This window comes from Marinimicrobium sp. LS-A18 (assembly GCF_000463525.1).
GTDB lineage: Bacteria > Pseudomonadota > Gammaproteobacteria > Pseudomonadales > Cellvibrionaceae > Marinimicrobium > Marinimicrobium koreense.
This window is the reverse complement of sequence record NZ_AWEP01000004.1, coordinates 40023-53766: the sequence shown is the minus strand read 5'-3', so window position 1 is coordinate 53766 and position 13744 is coordinate 40023. Positions and strand designations below refer to the sequence as shown.

Annotated in this window: 12 protein-coding genes; 5 read left to right on the top strand and 7 right to left on the bottom strand. The window is 59.4% G+C overall.

The features are described 5' to 3' along the window. The first annotated feature begins 81 nt into the window (after positions 1-81). From N645_RS0107575 to cysE, 3 genes are read left to right on the top strand one after another with little or no spacing between them, the layout of a single operon-like run. A complete protein-coding gene (locus N645_RS0107575; protein ID WP_238559221.1) occupies positions 82-711 on the top strand; it encodes a M15 family metallopeptidase in 630 nt (209 codons plus the stop codon). Then, the gene (locus N645_RS0107570; protein WP_024460904.1) at positions 708-2057 is read left to right on the top strand and encodes an MFS transporter; all 1350 of its coding nucleotides are present in this window, start codon (positions 708-710) and stop codon (positions 2055-2057) included. The genes N645_RS0107575 and N645_RS0107570 overlap by 4 nt, the downstream gene beginning before the upstream one ends. A 53-nt stretch (positions 2058-2110) precedes the next feature. Further along, entirely contained in the window at positions 2111-2908 is a 798-nt protein-coding gene (gene cysE, locus N645_RS0107565) for a serine O-acetyltransferase (RefSeq protein WP_238559223.1), read from the top strand. Here the strand turns inward: cysE and N645_RS0107560 are convergent, their stop codons facing one another. Beyond that, complete coding sequence (locus N645_RS0107560; protein ID WP_024460902.1) at positions 2909-3157, bottom strand: hypothetical protein; 249 nt, start codon at positions 3155-3157, stop codon at positions 2909-2911. It abuts the gene before it with no gap. 195 nt (positions 3158-3352) lie between these two features. Here N645_RS0107560 and N645_RS0107555 point away from each other — a divergent pair, with 195 nt between their 5' ends. Then, positions 3353-4075, top strand: coding sequence for a hypothetical protein (locus tag N645_RS0107555; RefSeq protein ID WP_024460901.1), 723 nt, complete (start codon positions 3353-3355; stop codon positions 4073-4075). On the opposite strand, the gene ppa is transcribed toward N645_RS0107555, so the two are convergent. Both ppa and N645_RS0107545 read right to left on the bottom strand, forming a co-directional pair. Beyond that, positions 4072-4605 (bottom strand): inorganic diphosphatase, encoded by a 534-nt coding sequence (gene ppa, locus N645_RS0107550; protein ID WP_024460900.1) that lies wholly within the window; start codon positions 4603-4605, stop codon positions 4072-4074. The two genes, N645_RS0107555 and ppa, sit on opposite strands and share 4 nt — an antisense overlap. A gap of 72 nt (positions 4606-4677) precedes the next feature. Further along, positions 4678-5511: an FHA domain-containing protein gene (locus N645_RS0107545; protein ID WP_024460899.1), complete on the bottom strand. Its 834-nt coding sequence runs from the start codon at positions 5509-5511 to the stop codon at positions 4678-4680. 187 nt (positions 5512-5698) lie between these two features. Here N645_RS0107545 and N645_RS0107540 point away from each other — a divergent pair, with 187 nt between their 5' ends. After that, positions 5699-8224 carry an RND family transporter gene (locus N645_RS0107540; RefSeq protein ID WP_024460898.1) on the top strand — a complete coding sequence of 842 codons (2526 nt, stop codon included), beginning with the start codon at positions 5699-5701 and terminating at the stop codon, positions 8222-8224. Positions 8225-8273: 49 nt separating this feature from the next. On the opposite strand, the gene N645_RS0107535 is transcribed toward N645_RS0107540, so the two are convergent. From N645_RS0107535 to lptE, 4 genes are all read right to left on the bottom strand, one after another. Next, positions 8274-9920: a family 15 carbohydrate-binding domain-containing protein gene (locus N645_RS0107535; RefSeq protein WP_024460897.1), complete on the bottom strand. Its 1647-nt coding sequence runs from the start codon at positions 9918-9920 to the stop codon at positions 8274-8276. 321 nt (positions 9921-10241) lie between these two features. Next, the gene (locus tag N645_RS0107530; protein WP_024460896.1) at positions 10242-11843 is read right to left on the bottom strand and encodes a family 15 carbohydrate-binding domain-containing protein; all 1602 of its coding nucleotides are present in this window, start codon (positions 11841-11843) and stop codon (positions 10242-10244) included. Between the two features lie 287 nt (positions 11844-12130). Continuing rightward, on the bottom strand, positions 12131-13180 hold the full coding sequence (gene holA / locus N645_RS0107525) for a DNA polymerase III subunit delta (protein ID WP_024460895.1): 1050 nt from the start codon (positions 13178-13180) through the stop codon (positions 12131-12133). Next, positions 13161-13727, bottom strand: coding sequence for an LPS assembly lipoprotein LptE (lptE, locus tag N645_RS0107520; protein ID WP_081665963.1), 567 nt, complete (start codon positions 13725-13727; stop codon positions 13161-13163). Before lptE ends, holA begins: the two co-directional genes overlap by 20 nt. Positions 13728-13744 lie beyond the last annotated feature (17 nt).

Here is a 13744-nt window from a genome sequence, read left to right as displayed (position 1 = left end):
CCTGCCTTGGAAACTCTGACGCCAGAGCAGCTCTGTGGGCGCGATGAGTCAGCGCTGGTAAGCTGCCCTTGGATAGGCGGTTTGATTCATCGGGACCTCTACCACCCTCTTATGAGGTTCTCCGAGGCGGCCGAGGGAGCCGGGTTCACGCTAAGGTTGGCCAGCGGTTATCGTGGCTTTGATCGCCAGTGCGCTATCTGGAACGCCAAGGCCGGGGGCGCACGACCAGTGCTGGATGAGCAGGGAGAGCCACTCGACACCGCGGCGCTGGATGAGTTGGCGCTGGTCCATGCGATACTGCGCTGGTCGGCTTTGCCGGGGAGTTCGCGCCATCACTGGGGGACCGATATTGATGTGTATGATGCTGGTGGCTTGGCGGAGGGCGAAACCGTGCAATTGACCCGTCGGGAAAGCGAACCCGGAGGGCCCTTCGCGGCCTTTCACGACTGGCTGGATGGGTACCTGACGGGCCCGGATAACCCCGGCTTTTACCGGCCCTATGATCGGGACCGCGGTGGCGTGTCGCCGGAGCCCTGGCACCTGAGTTATGCGCCCCTGGCGAATCGTTACGCCAGGGCGATGACGCCCGAGATGTTGGCGAATTACTTGCAGACCGAGTCGTTTGCGTTAAAGGAGACCGTGATGGCGCACCTGCCCGAACTGTTCCATCGTTACGTGACCGTGCCCCCGGGGCCGGAGCCTGCCCTGTGAGCTCGCCCGAAGCGTCTCCTCAGTTCTCGTTGCTCTCGCAGCGGCGTTTCCTGCCGCTGTTTCTGACCCAGCTCGGCGGAGCCTTCAACGATAACTTTTACAAAAGCGCCCTGCTGATGCTGTTCACTTATGGTGGCATCGAGCGCTGGGGTATGAGTATCGATGTAATCAACAATCTGGTTGCGGCCACTCTGATTGTGCCGTTCCTGCTGTTTGCGCCGGTGGCCGGGCAGTACGCCGATAAATTTGAAAAGTCCCGGTTTATTCGCGGGATCAAAGTGGCCGAAATCGCCATCATGGTGCTGGGGGCGGTGGCGCTCTGGTTGAACAGCGCCGCGCTGTTGTTGGTGGTGTTATTTCTGACCGGAACCCAGTCGGCCTGTTTCAGCCCCCTCAAATACGCGATCCTGCCTCAGCACTTGTCCGCCGAGGCGCTGACCGGCGGGAATGGCCTGATGCATACCGGCACCTCTCTGGCGATTTTTCTGGGCATGATTGCCGGCACCCTGGCCCTCAGTGTGGTCGGGGGCTACTGGTGGGTGGCGGCGGGGGCGCTGTTGATTGCCTGGTTGGGGTGGCGTGCCAGTCTGCGGATTCCGCCGGCGCCCTCGGCGGACCCGGAGTTACGCCTGGAGGCCAACCCCTACAAACAGACGCTGCGAACGCTGGCCTGTGCACGAGAAAACCCGATGGTGTTCTGGTGCATCATCGGCAATTCCTGGTACTGGTTTCTGGGCTCGGTGTATCTGACCCAACTGCCCAATTTCACCCGCAGTGTGCTCTCTGGCGCTTCGCTGGTGGTCAGCCTGCTGTTGGTACTGTTTCTGGTCGGTATCTGTATGGGTGCCCTGTTGTGTGCCCGCTTGAGCCGCGGGCACATCGAACCGGCGCTGGTGCCCCTGGGGGCACTGCTGGTGTTGGTGTTCGGGGTGGACCTGGCCCTGGCCGGGCAGTCATTCGCGGCGGCGCATCCGGCGGTCGAGGGGGCCTTGCACCCCTTGGCATCCATGGCCCAGTGGCCCCGTGCCTGGCGGGTGGCGGCGGATGTGTTGATGCTGGGGGTGGCCGGCGGTCTTTACGTGGTGCCGTTGACGGCCCTGATCCAGGAACGCAGCCGACCGACGCACCGGGCCCAGGTGATTGCGGCCGGTAATGTGATCAACGCCCTGTTCATGGTGGCGGCGGCGCTGGTGGGGCTGGGCGCGCTGGGCGGCCTGGGGCTGTCGATTCCCCAGTTGTTTCTCACCGTAGCAGTTCTGCATGTCCTGCTGTGCATCGGGGTGTTTGTGAAGCAGCCCGAATTCCTGGTGCGGTTTCGCGCGCGCTTTGTGCCTGTGCGACAATAGGGCAGCGTGACAACAGACCGCCCACGGCGAACCCAGGAGATCACACTTTGCCCTTGACTCAGCTCACCGATGAACTCTGGCACTCCATTAGGCGAGAAGCCCAGGCGGCTTCCGAGGAAGAGCCGGCGCTGGCGAGTTTTTATCACGCCACCCTGCTCAATCACGACAGTTTTGCCAGTGCCGTGAGCTTTCATCTGGCCAATAAGCTCGACAGCCAGGCGGTCCCGGCGATGATGATTCGGGAAGTGTTTGAAGCGGCAATGGCCGAATCGCCGGAGATTGAAGCGGCCATGCGCGCCGATATTTATGCGCACTGTGAACGGGATCCGGCCTGCGAGAAATACTCCACCCCCTTTCTGTTCTTCAAAGGGTTTCATGCGCTGCAGTCCTACCGATTTGCCCACCACCTTTGGCTGAAGGGACGGCGGGGCCTGGCGCTGTATCTACAGAACCAGATCTCTGAGGCGTTTGGCGTGGATATCCATCCTGGCGCACGCATCGGCAGTGGCATCATGATCGATCACGCCACCGGGGTAGTGATTGGAGAGACGGCCGTCATTGGCGATGATGTCTCCATGCTGCACTCGGTCACCCTGGGCGGCGCCGGGCGGCTCAGTGGCGATCGGCACCCCAAAGTGGGGCGGGGTGTGCTCATCAGTACCGGGGCCAAAATTCTCGGGAATATCGACATCGGTGAATGTGCGAAGATCGGTGCCGGTAGCGTGGTTCTGCATCCGGTGCCACCCCATACCACCGTCGCCGGAGTGCCGGCGCGGATAGTGGGGCACCCTAAAGGGGATGTGCCGGCCAGGGATATGGATCAGGGGCTGAACGGGGCTGATTCGGACTGACTAGAGGGCGCGGGCGCGCGGCGCCTGGTGCCGGAGCTCTCCGTCCTGCAACCATTTGAGAACGGATTGGCGACTTTCCAGCATGGTCCGGTAGGTATCAATCACCGGCCGATTGGGACGGGATTGCGCCTCCAGGGTGGCAATGCGGTCGCAGAGGAAAGCGATGTCCTGCTCCACCTTGCGCCGAACCTCATCCGCCTGCTTCAACTGGCCGTGGGACACCAGCTGTGGACGTGAATAGGCATTCATAAGCTACCCTCCAAAGTTGTCCGAATCAAAATCCGGACCTTCAGTATTGGCCGAATATTGATCAGCCGCCAGCATTATCAGAGACCGTTTTGTCACAAAACCCCGGTGTTTATATTGCGAGTGAGCATAGGGCTGATTAAGATCGGGACATGACAATCCCTGTATCATCGTAATTTTCACCTGATGGAGCCTGGCATGGCGGATGAGCGGTTCGATCTGATCTTTCGGGGGGACATCGTCCTCGGGCAGCCGCTGGCAACGGTCAAGGAGCGTCTGCAGCAGCTGTTCAAGGCCGATGCAGCGACCATTGAGCGGCTGTTCACCGGCCGGCCGGTGGCGGTCAAGCGGCGACTGGATCGGGCTACGGCGCAGAAGTACCAGCAGGTCCTGCAAAAAGCCGGTGCCCTGGTTGAACTCATGCCGGCCCGTGCCGAGGCGGATAGTGGCGCCGGGCCCAGCCGTCCCCAGCGTCCGGCGGCATCAGGTCTCAGTTTGGCCCCGGTGGGGCCGCTGCTGAAGCCCTCTGAGCGACCGCGCCTGACTCCCGTGTCGGTGGATATCAGCGGGCTGAGTCTCCGCCCGGCACAGGGGCTTCTGTTGGATGCCAGCGAAAGGGCCTCGGGCGAGGTGAGGGATGTGCCGATACCGACGTTTGAACTGGCCGAGCCCGGCGAGGATTTGCTCCCGGAGCATGAGCGGGCCGATCTGCCGCTGATGGCGGTGGAGCCGGATGATTGGGGCCTGGCGGACGTCGGCGCCGAACTGCTCCGGGCCGAGGAGCGTGCGCCCGAACCGCCACCGGTGGCGGCTCCCGACTTTGAGGTGGCGCCGGTGGGATCCGATATGGGGGAACTGAAACAAGATCGGGCGCCTGTGGCGCCCGATATCAGTGGTCTGCGACTGGAAGGAGAGGCTTAGCCCTCTTTCTTGTACAGCTCCACAGAGTCCAGGATTTCCTGGCGAGCCGCTTCGGCGTTGGCCCAGCCATCAATCTTGACCCACTTGCCTTTCTCCAGATCCTTGTAGTGCTCAAAGAAGTGGCTGATCTGATTCAGGGTCAGCTCGGGCAGATCCTGAGCTTCTTTCACCTGGCTGTAGATCGGCGTGACCTTGTCGATCGGCACGGCCAGGACCTTCGCGTCTTCCCCGGATTCGTCGGTCATCTTGAGCACGCCAATCGGGCGGCAGCGAATCACTGAGCCGGCAGGCAGGGCGTGGGGGAATACCACCAGCACATCCACCGGATCGCCGTCGCCGCACAGGGTGTGGGGCACATAGCCGTAGTTGCAGGGGTAGTGCATGGAGGTGCCCAGCAGGCGGTCCACGAAAATCGCGCCGCTGTCCTTGTCCACTTCGTACTTGATGGGCTCGCCGTTCATCGGAATCTCGATGATGACGTTGATGTCGTCGGGCAGGTTTTTGCCGGAAGCTACCTTGTCAAAGCTCATGGGTTGATGATCCTACTGGTTCAGTGAATGAAAAAACGGCGGGATTTTACCACAGTTCCCCGGAGGACCCACTTACACCCAGTAGAAACCGCCAATCAGGAGCATGGCCGCCGCCAGAACCACCAGCCAGAGCCACAGCTCCTGGCGGCGCTCCTGATAGGTCGGCTCCTGCCGGTTCCCGGGTGAGGTGGGGCGGGTTTTCCAGCGGCGGGGCTTGTCGTCCAGGGGTTTCTTCGGGCGTGGCTCCGGGGGGCGGTTGACCGTGCTGGTGGCCCGCAGGCGGGTGCGCTCCCGGTCCCCGGACGGGCTGACCACTTTGAAGGTGTACACATCGAGGCGCAGTTGATCGCCGCCGTGGGCCAGTGCGTCGGTGACGGGCCGGTCATTGAGGTAGGTGCCGTTCACCGATCCCAGGTCCTTGATGTGCAGGCTGCCGCCCTGAACCCTCAGTTCGACATGGCGTCGGGACAGGTGGGTGCCCGGGATGACGATATCACACTGGTTGGAGCGTCCGAGCACCACCGTACCTTCATGAGGGATTTCATAACTCTGTCCGGCCAGCCAACTGCCGCTGGCGACCAGACGCCAGGGGTCGGCGGGGTTGTTTCCGGGGGCTGGCGCGTCGGTGGGAGGCAGAACATCGAAGGCGACCGGTCCCAGACGGATCTCGTCGCCGGGCAGAATCTCTTTCTGGGTGATGCGCTGGCCGTTGACGAAGCAGCCGCTGGGGCTGTTGTTGTCTTTGAGGAAGATTTTGTCGGCGGTGGCAATGAGCCGGGCCTGAAGGGGGGCAATGCCGTCGTCCGGCAGGATCAGGTGGTTATTGCTGTCGCTTCCAATACTGTACAGCTTTTCCGCCACCCAGAAGGCGGGTTGTCGCTGATCCTTGAACTGAAGCTTGAGCATAACCTCTTCCATCTCGAGCGAATGCGGTCAATGCCCGATTATATCGGGTGTTTTCCTGACTTTACCATAACCCGGTTGGCAAATCCGGCCCGAGAACGTAAAGGAATGTTGTCCTGTGCACCGCTTGCCCCGGTGGTTTCGGGTACACTGTCACCCCCTGGCCCTCAATGGATTTTAAGGTTCACCTATGCTGAAAATGCTTGATGCCCTCTACCGGACAACGGTTCTGCGCCACCCCGGCATTGCCCTGGCGATTGTGGTCCTGCTGGCCGCTGTGGCGGCGGCGGGCTTGCCCAACCTTAAACTGGATGCGTCGGCGGATTCGCTGACCCTCGAAAACGATCGGTCGATCGATTATTTCCGGGAGATCAACCAGCGCTACCAGAGTGGCGACTTCCTGGTGGTGACCTACAGCCCCGAAGCCGAGATGTTTTCCGATGAATCCATCGACACGCTCAAGGCCCTTCGGGATGACCTGGCCGAGGTGGACGGCGTGGCCAGCATCAACTCGATTCTGGATGTGCCCCTGCTGTACAGCCCGATGCGCCCACTGTCCGAGCAGCAGGAGTCGACCCGCACGCTGATGACCGACGGCGTAGACCGGGAAGCGGCCAAAGAAGAGTTTCTGACCAGCCCCATCTACCGCGATACGCTGCTCAGTGAAGATCTGGAAACCACGGCCATCCAGTTGAACCTCGAGGTGAACAACCGTTACCTCGATCTGGCCCGAAAGCGTGATGCGCTGCGGGCGAAGGCTTCTAAGGGTGAACTCGATGAAGGGGAAGCTCAAGAGCTGGAGGCGGTGAGCGAGGAGTTTCGGGCCTATCGCACCGAGCTGACCGAGCGGGATCACGCCCGGGTGGAAGAGGTCCGGGATATTCTCAGTCGCTACGAAGACCGGGCCGAGCTGTTTCTGGGCGGCGTGAGCATGATCACGGCGGACATGATCGCCTTTATCAAGAGCGACTTGGTGGTGTTTGGCAGTGCCATTCTGGTGTTCATCATTGCCATGCTGGCGATCATCTTCCGGCAGTGGCGCTTTGTGATTCTGCCCCTGTCGACCTGTGTGCTCTCTGTAGTCTTGATGTTGGGTTGGCTCAGTTGGATCGACTGGCGCATGACGGTCATCTCTTCGAACTTTGTCGCCCTGTTGCTGATCATGACCCTGGCACTGACCATTCACCTAATCGTGCGTTTTCGAGAGCTGCACCGACAGTCGCCCGAGGCGCCCAAGGACGAGCTGGTGCTCACCACCGTGCGCTTTATGGCACGGCCCTGTCTGTATACGGCCCTGACCACCATCGTGGCCTTTGTCTCGCTGGTGGTCAGTGATATTCGACCGGTGATCGACTTCGGCTGGATGATGACCATCGGTTTGAGTGTGGCATTTGTGCTGGCGTTCGTGGTGATCCCGGCCGGACTGATGTTATGGCGTAAAGGGGAGCCCAAAGACAAGGGCGACCAGTCCGGGGCTTTCACTCTGATTTTTTCCCGCTTTGCCGAGCGCCACGGTGCGCTGGTGATTTTCATAGCCCTGACCGCGGCACTGGTCAGCGCTTATGGCAGCACACGCCTGGAGGTGGAAAACCGGTTTATCGATTACTTCCATGAAGATACCGAGATCTACCAGGGCATGTCGGTTATCGACAAGCAGCTGGGCGGTACCATCAATCTGGACATTATTCTTACCAAGAGTCCGGAGGAAGAAGCCGCTGGCGAGGACGATCCGTTCGCCGAACCGGAGCAGGAGGCCGACCCGTTTGCGACGCCGGAGAGTGACGACCCGTTTGCCACTGAAGGCGATCAGGGAGAGGCCAGCAACGACAGCGTCTGGTTTACCCGCGCCGGACTGGAGCAGGTTCAGTCGCTGCACCAGTACCTGGAATCGCTCCCGGAAATCGGCAAGGTGAATTCCCTGGCCATCGCCTATGAAGTGGCTTCCGATATCAACGGCGGGCGGCTCAATAATTTTGAGTTGGGGGTGATGCGCAATGCCCTGCCGGACAACATCAAACAGGTGCTGATTGAACCTTACCTGTCGGATGAGCACAACGAGGCCCGTATCTCTCTGCGGGTCCAGGAAACCAGCCCGGAACTCAAACGCACCGAACTGGTGGAGAAAATCCGTACACATGCGGTGCAGGAACTGGGTTTTGAGGAAGACAATATCCGCTTTACCGGCATGCTGGTGTTGTATAACAACATGTTGCAGAGCCTGTTCAGCTCCCAGATTGTGACCCTGGGGGCGGTCTTCATAGGCATCATGGTGATGTTCCTGGTGCTGTTCCACTCGCTGACCATTGCCATCATCGCCATCCTGCCCAATATGTTGGCGGCGGCGGTTGTGCTTGGTGGCATGGGGCTGGCGGGTATACCGCTGGACATGATGACCATCACCATCGCCGCCATTACGGTGGGCGTCGGTGTCGACCATGCGATTCATTACCTGTATCGCTTCCGCAATGAGTTTTCGCAGCGGAAGAATTACGTGGACTCCATGCACGCTTCCCACGGGTCCATCGGCCGCGCCATGTATTACACGGCGGTGATCATCATCGTCGGGTTTTCGATACTGGCGCTGTCGGAGTTTATCCCGTCGATCTATTTCGGGTTGCTCACGGCGCTGGCGATGTTTGCGGCCATACTGGGGTCTCTGACACTGCTGCCCAAGTTGATCTTGATGACCAAGCCGTTCGGAAAGGAAGGGGAGTAATATCAGTAACAAAAAAACCCGGCCTGAGCCGGGTTTTTTCTGGGAGGTTTTACTCCGCGAGGTTGATGGTCACGCTGCTGATCGTTACCGTGCCAGCGCCGCCGCCGTTGGTTTGAACGCCGACTTGCGCGGTTTGGCCATCCGGAATGGTTGGCGCATTGCCATTTTCCAGTGTTGCAGGAATGGTGCAAGTGAACGTCTGCTCTCCCAATGCCAAATCGCCGTTGCCAATCCAGCAGAAGTGGTAGTCCCAGCCTGCATAATCTTTCAACTGAAAGAAGGGCTGCAAGTTGGCGCCGCTGTCGATAAACGCCTGATCAACTTCATAGGTAAACACGATGTCTGCGCCGGCATAGTCTGCAGGGCCTGCAGGGTCAAAAACCATCTGATCACTGGCAGCTTCTGGTTGATAGCTGACGCCAGCTTCGCTATAGCTGACCGTTAAGTCACCGCTTGCACGCCAACCGCTAGTCATGTCTACGGTGATTTCGGTGGTGGTTTGTTCACCATTACCTTCCGGAAGATCGATTTCCACTTGTTTGATGAGCGCGACATCAGCTTCGCCGCTGGTGATGGGGCCAACCAGCTGCACGCCGATGCGCATGGCATTTTCCAGCTCTCCAGCTTCGTAGGTGATCAGGTTGTCACCGGCGACCAACCCAGTGGTTGTAATGCTGCCAAAAACCTGGGTGAAAGGATCAGCGTTCTGCTGGATATAAGGTTGTACACCAATACCACCTTCGACCTGGGCTTCGGTCAGGGTAACTATCATGCGCACAGTGGCGTTGCTGATTACGTTGGTGGTTACGCCCATGGCTTTGGGACGGTTACCGCCTTCATCGGCGTTGTCCCAATCAGGGGTGATCACCAGCGCACCGGCATCCGCGTCGTGGCTGACCGCTGATCCGGCGCTGCCGTCGTTGGTCCAGCCCTGCACATCGCTGTCAAAGGTAAAGCTTTCATCACCCGTAGCCAATGGTTCCAGTGTTACGGGCATGACCGGTTTTTCCTCGACGGTAATCGCCTCGGAGGAAATGATGGCATCATCGATATGCAGGGTGTCATTCAGTTCAAGAAAACCTTCCGCGCTCTGGATCTGAACCCCCATCCGGTTGATCGCGGTCAGATCAAAGCCCTCGTTGGCAAACCCAAAGTCTTCAAGCGCGATGTTCTCAAGATAGAAAGTGTTCCAGCCAGCGGTGGTTGTTGTGTACCCGATGTAACCTTTACGGTCCGATGCATCCTGGAAGAATACCTGGGCAATCATTCCAGTGTGGCTTGCGGGGACAAAGAGGTTCAGGTGGGCAAAGCCGTCACTGAGGTCGGCGATTTCTGGGTCAATCGGCGTTGAGACTTCAATCTGGTCGCCGGCTGTGAGCCAATCGGGCGTTACGTCCATCGCCTGTGCGTCAGCGTTGTACGCGAGGGTAGCGGTGGCGTTGCACTCGGCACTGACACACACGGCTTCCCAGGAGTCGATGTCGGTTTCAGCATCGAAGGTGACGCTAACCCAGGGCTCTACCGGAGGCTCTTCTTCCGGTTCTTCTTCGGGCTCTTCTTCTGGCTCTTCATCTTCGCCAGCATTGAGGTCTTCCGGTGGGTTGAGAACGATACGGCTCTGATCGTCTTGATCGTCGCCGCCGCAAGCGGAAAGCGCAAACACTGCACACAGTGCAATCATGAATTTCTGTAACATCGTGTTGTTCCTCTATCGTTATTGTAAATGGTGAGAGGCGTGATGACTGGTGGGGCCAGTGGCCACTCACAGAGCCAGATAGCGACGTGGCCCGGCATAAAAAATACCGGTCACTCCCAGGCTGGTTTACTAAACATAGCACACAAATGTTCTAAAAGACTATAAGTCGCCTCAATAATTTTTCGCTATTTAGGTGCCACTTTTTATAAGGCTAAATTCGCTTTGTGCAGGCAGGTTAATATTGCGGGCGGGAGCATTGGATACAAAAAAGCCCGGCTCTGAAACAGAGCCGGGCTTTTTAGATACTGCTAAGGGCGAGCATTACATTGGGATAGTTAGACTTTTGACTGTTACCGTGCCTTCTATCACTTGCCCTTTTGACTGGAAGCCTACTTGCACGGCTCCGGTTTCGTCGAAATTGAAGTTTTCGCCCAGTGAGCCGCAGGTCACTTCATTTTCGCCAGCCACCAGATTTCCATTTGACACGTAGCAGCTGTAATCACCGATGCTGTAGTCATCTGTTCTCTGGATAATTGGCTGAAGATCTGCACCGCTATCAATGAAGGCCTGGTCGACATCAAAAACAATAGTGTATTGCTTGCCTTCCAGTTCGAGCGGACCTTGGAAGTCGTACATCAACTGATTGTCTGCGCCCACTGGAGAGTAGCTCACACCAGTTTCAGTATATTCCATCATCAGCGAATCAGGATTGACTCTCCACCCTTCAGTAACGGAGGCCTCCAAATCCTGTGGCTCTGGGGTACTGGAAACGATGTTGATCTGCATGCTGTTGATGGTAACCCGACCAGCCACTTCGTTTTTCACCTGCAGGCCGACACGGATGTTCTGGCCTTCTTCAGCGACAAACGCTTCGTTTTCGGTAGCACAAGTCACTTCATAGGGCTCGCCGGCAGTCAGCTCACCATTACCCACGTAGCAGCCGAACTCGCCGGTGTAGCTGCCGAAGTTCTGTTGGATGATGGGCTGAACATCAGCACCAGAGTCCTTGAACGCCTGGTCGACGGTGAAGGTCATGTCGAAGCTGCGACCGACCAGATCCACCGGTCCTTCCAGCAGGTAAACCAGCTTCTGATCGGCGGCGGTGGGCTCGTAATATACGCCGCCTTCGCCGTCGCGTTGTACGGTCACCTCCGGTGCCGCATCCATCACGGTCCAGGCTTCATCATCGGCTTCGACGATCAGCGGGCCGGTTCCGGAAGCCGGGGTTACGGTCACGTTGTCCAACCAGAGCTGGCCGGCGACATCGGTGGGTTTGCCGTTGGCGGCAAAGGCGACACCGAATTCGTTGACGTTGCGCAGCTCAAAGCCGTCGGAGTGGGTGAGGAAGGTGCCGTAGTCTACCGACTCGTTGCCTTCATCGTCGGTGACGGTTTCGCCGGTACCGGCCATCATTTCCCACATTTCGATGCGGTTCCAGCCAGCCTCGACCTCATAGGCGCGGCTGTAGGCGGTGCCGCCAGCGGCGTTGCCCAGAACCAGGTGCGCGGCCAGGTTGCCATCACTGACATAGGCGTCGGTGACAAAGACCCAGGCGCTGATGTGTGAGCCTTCCAGGTCATTGACTTCATCAATGGGGCTGAAAACTTCCAACTGGTCTTCATCGCTGGCCCACGTGGGCTCAATGGCGAGGACTTCCTCGGCCTCATTCCAGCTCAGCTCGGCAGTGGCGTTGCAGGTTTCAACGCAACGGCTGGCCCAGCTGTCGGCCTGTGCAGCTTCGTTAAACGGAACAAATGTAAGGATCCGAGGCTCAGCAGGCTCCTCGGGTTCTTCTGGCTCTTCCGGTTCTTCGGGATTGTCGGGATTCTGGTCAGGCAGAGTGTCCGGCCCCAGATCAAGGTCCCCGCCACAGGCGGAGAGCACAAAGATTGTGCAGAGCGCGATGAGCAGTTTTTGTAACATATCTAAACCCTCTATTATTCTAGTCTTTAGCGTAAGTTGACCGAACTCGGCTGGCTTGCCGCCATCTTTCTTGCGGTCTTCCCCCGAGGCCCGGCGGGGTATGTTGGGGCCAAAAGCCCTCGGAGAGACTGCATGAGCGATAACATAGCACACAAATGTTCTAACTGACCATAAGTCGCGTAAAATTTTATGGTCATAATGACGATATTGTTATGTCAAAATCGCTGGCAGCGCCATAAGAGGTATGAAAAAAGGCCGGAAGGCCCCGGCTGGCAGGGGCTGGAGGGTTACAGCTTGAGCGACAGTCGCTCGTTGGCCGGCTGCAGGCTCTGCACCCCGGCGAGGTTCAGTGTCAGGTCCAGCAGCTCGGCCCAGGGGTCAGCCTGGCGCATTCCCTTGATGGCCCGGTCGATGCCGTTGGCTTTGCGTAGGAGCTGCTGTAGCTGACCCGGAGAGAGCCGACGCAGGGCGGATTGTACGAGGGGCTGGCGTTTGTTCCAGATACCGGCGGCCTGGGCGGCCCGCTCGAACGGAATGCCCTGAGAGGCGGCCTGGGAAATCTGGACCAGCGCGCGTATGTCCCGGGCCAGGGCCCAGAGTAGGGCAATGGGCTCAGTTCCTTCCACTTTCAGCCCCTGGAGCGATTTTACGGCCCCGCGGGCGTCGCCGTGCAGAGCCTTGTCCACCAAACCGAAGACGTCATAGCGGGCGCTGTCGGCGACCACCGAGGCCATGAGTTCGGTACTGATTTCCGGACTGTCGGTCAGGAGTTTGAGTTTTTCGACCTCCTGGGCAGCCGCCAGCAGGTTCCCCTCGACGCGGGAAGCTAGCAGGTCGATGGCTGCCGAGTCGGCGGTGAGGCCTGCGGCTTTCATCCGCTGGGCGATCCAGCGGGGCAGTTGGGCGGGGGTGACCGGCCAGACCTGCACGTGGCTGCCGCTGTCCTCCAGGGCCTTGAGCCACTTGGCTTTCAGTGCGTTGCGATCCAGCTTGCCGGTGACCACCAGCAGGAGGTTGTCTTCCGACGGCGCCTTGGCGTACTCCTGCAGCACTTTGCCGCCCTTGTCGCCGGGTTTGCCCGTGGGCAGGCGCACTTCCAGAATTTTCCGGTCGGCGAACAGCGACAGGCTGTTGGCGGCGCTGAGCAGTTGGGTCCAGTCAAAACTGGCATCGGCATGATAGAGCTCCCGCTCCCCGAACCCCTGGGAGCGGGCGGCGGCGCGAATCTGGTCACAGGCTTCCTGGACGAGCAGTGGCTCATCACCACTGACCAGATAAATGGGCGCCAGGCCTTTATTCAGAGCCTGGCCGAGTTGTTCAGGGCGTAGTTTCGCCATTGGGGGTCTCATCCGGAGCGTCGGGTGCGTCGGAAACCAGTCCCTCGGCCTGTGCCGCGTTGATAGCGGCCTGCAGTTGGCGGAGTATCTGCTGAGCCAACTCGGTGCGCATCTCCCGGGTCAGCAGCACTTCTTCCTGGGCGCTGCTGCCGGCACTGCCGGAGCTGGCGTTGTAGGAGCGGGTCACGCTGCTGGCCAAGCGGGTGGCGATGGGCATGCCGCGCTGGTCCAGCACGTCAAACTCGGCCCTCAGGGTCAGCTCATAGGCGCTGGCCAGGGCATCGCTGCCGACGGCGGCGACCCGCTTGTCCACCAGTTCCCGGTTGACCCGCAAGGTATACCGGGCCTCGGTCGGTGAGTCGGTGAGCCGGATATCATCCGCCGACAACCGGTTGCGCAGCTCGACCATGAGCGCGCCATAATCGTCCGGGCTGGTCAGGTGCAGGGTGTCTGTCAGGCTGGAGAGGGCGACGGAGCCGCGCAATTGCCAGCCACAGGCGCCGGTCAGCAGTATCAAAACAGCAATCATCATAGAGCGGACAGACATTGAGGCCCCCTTGGCAC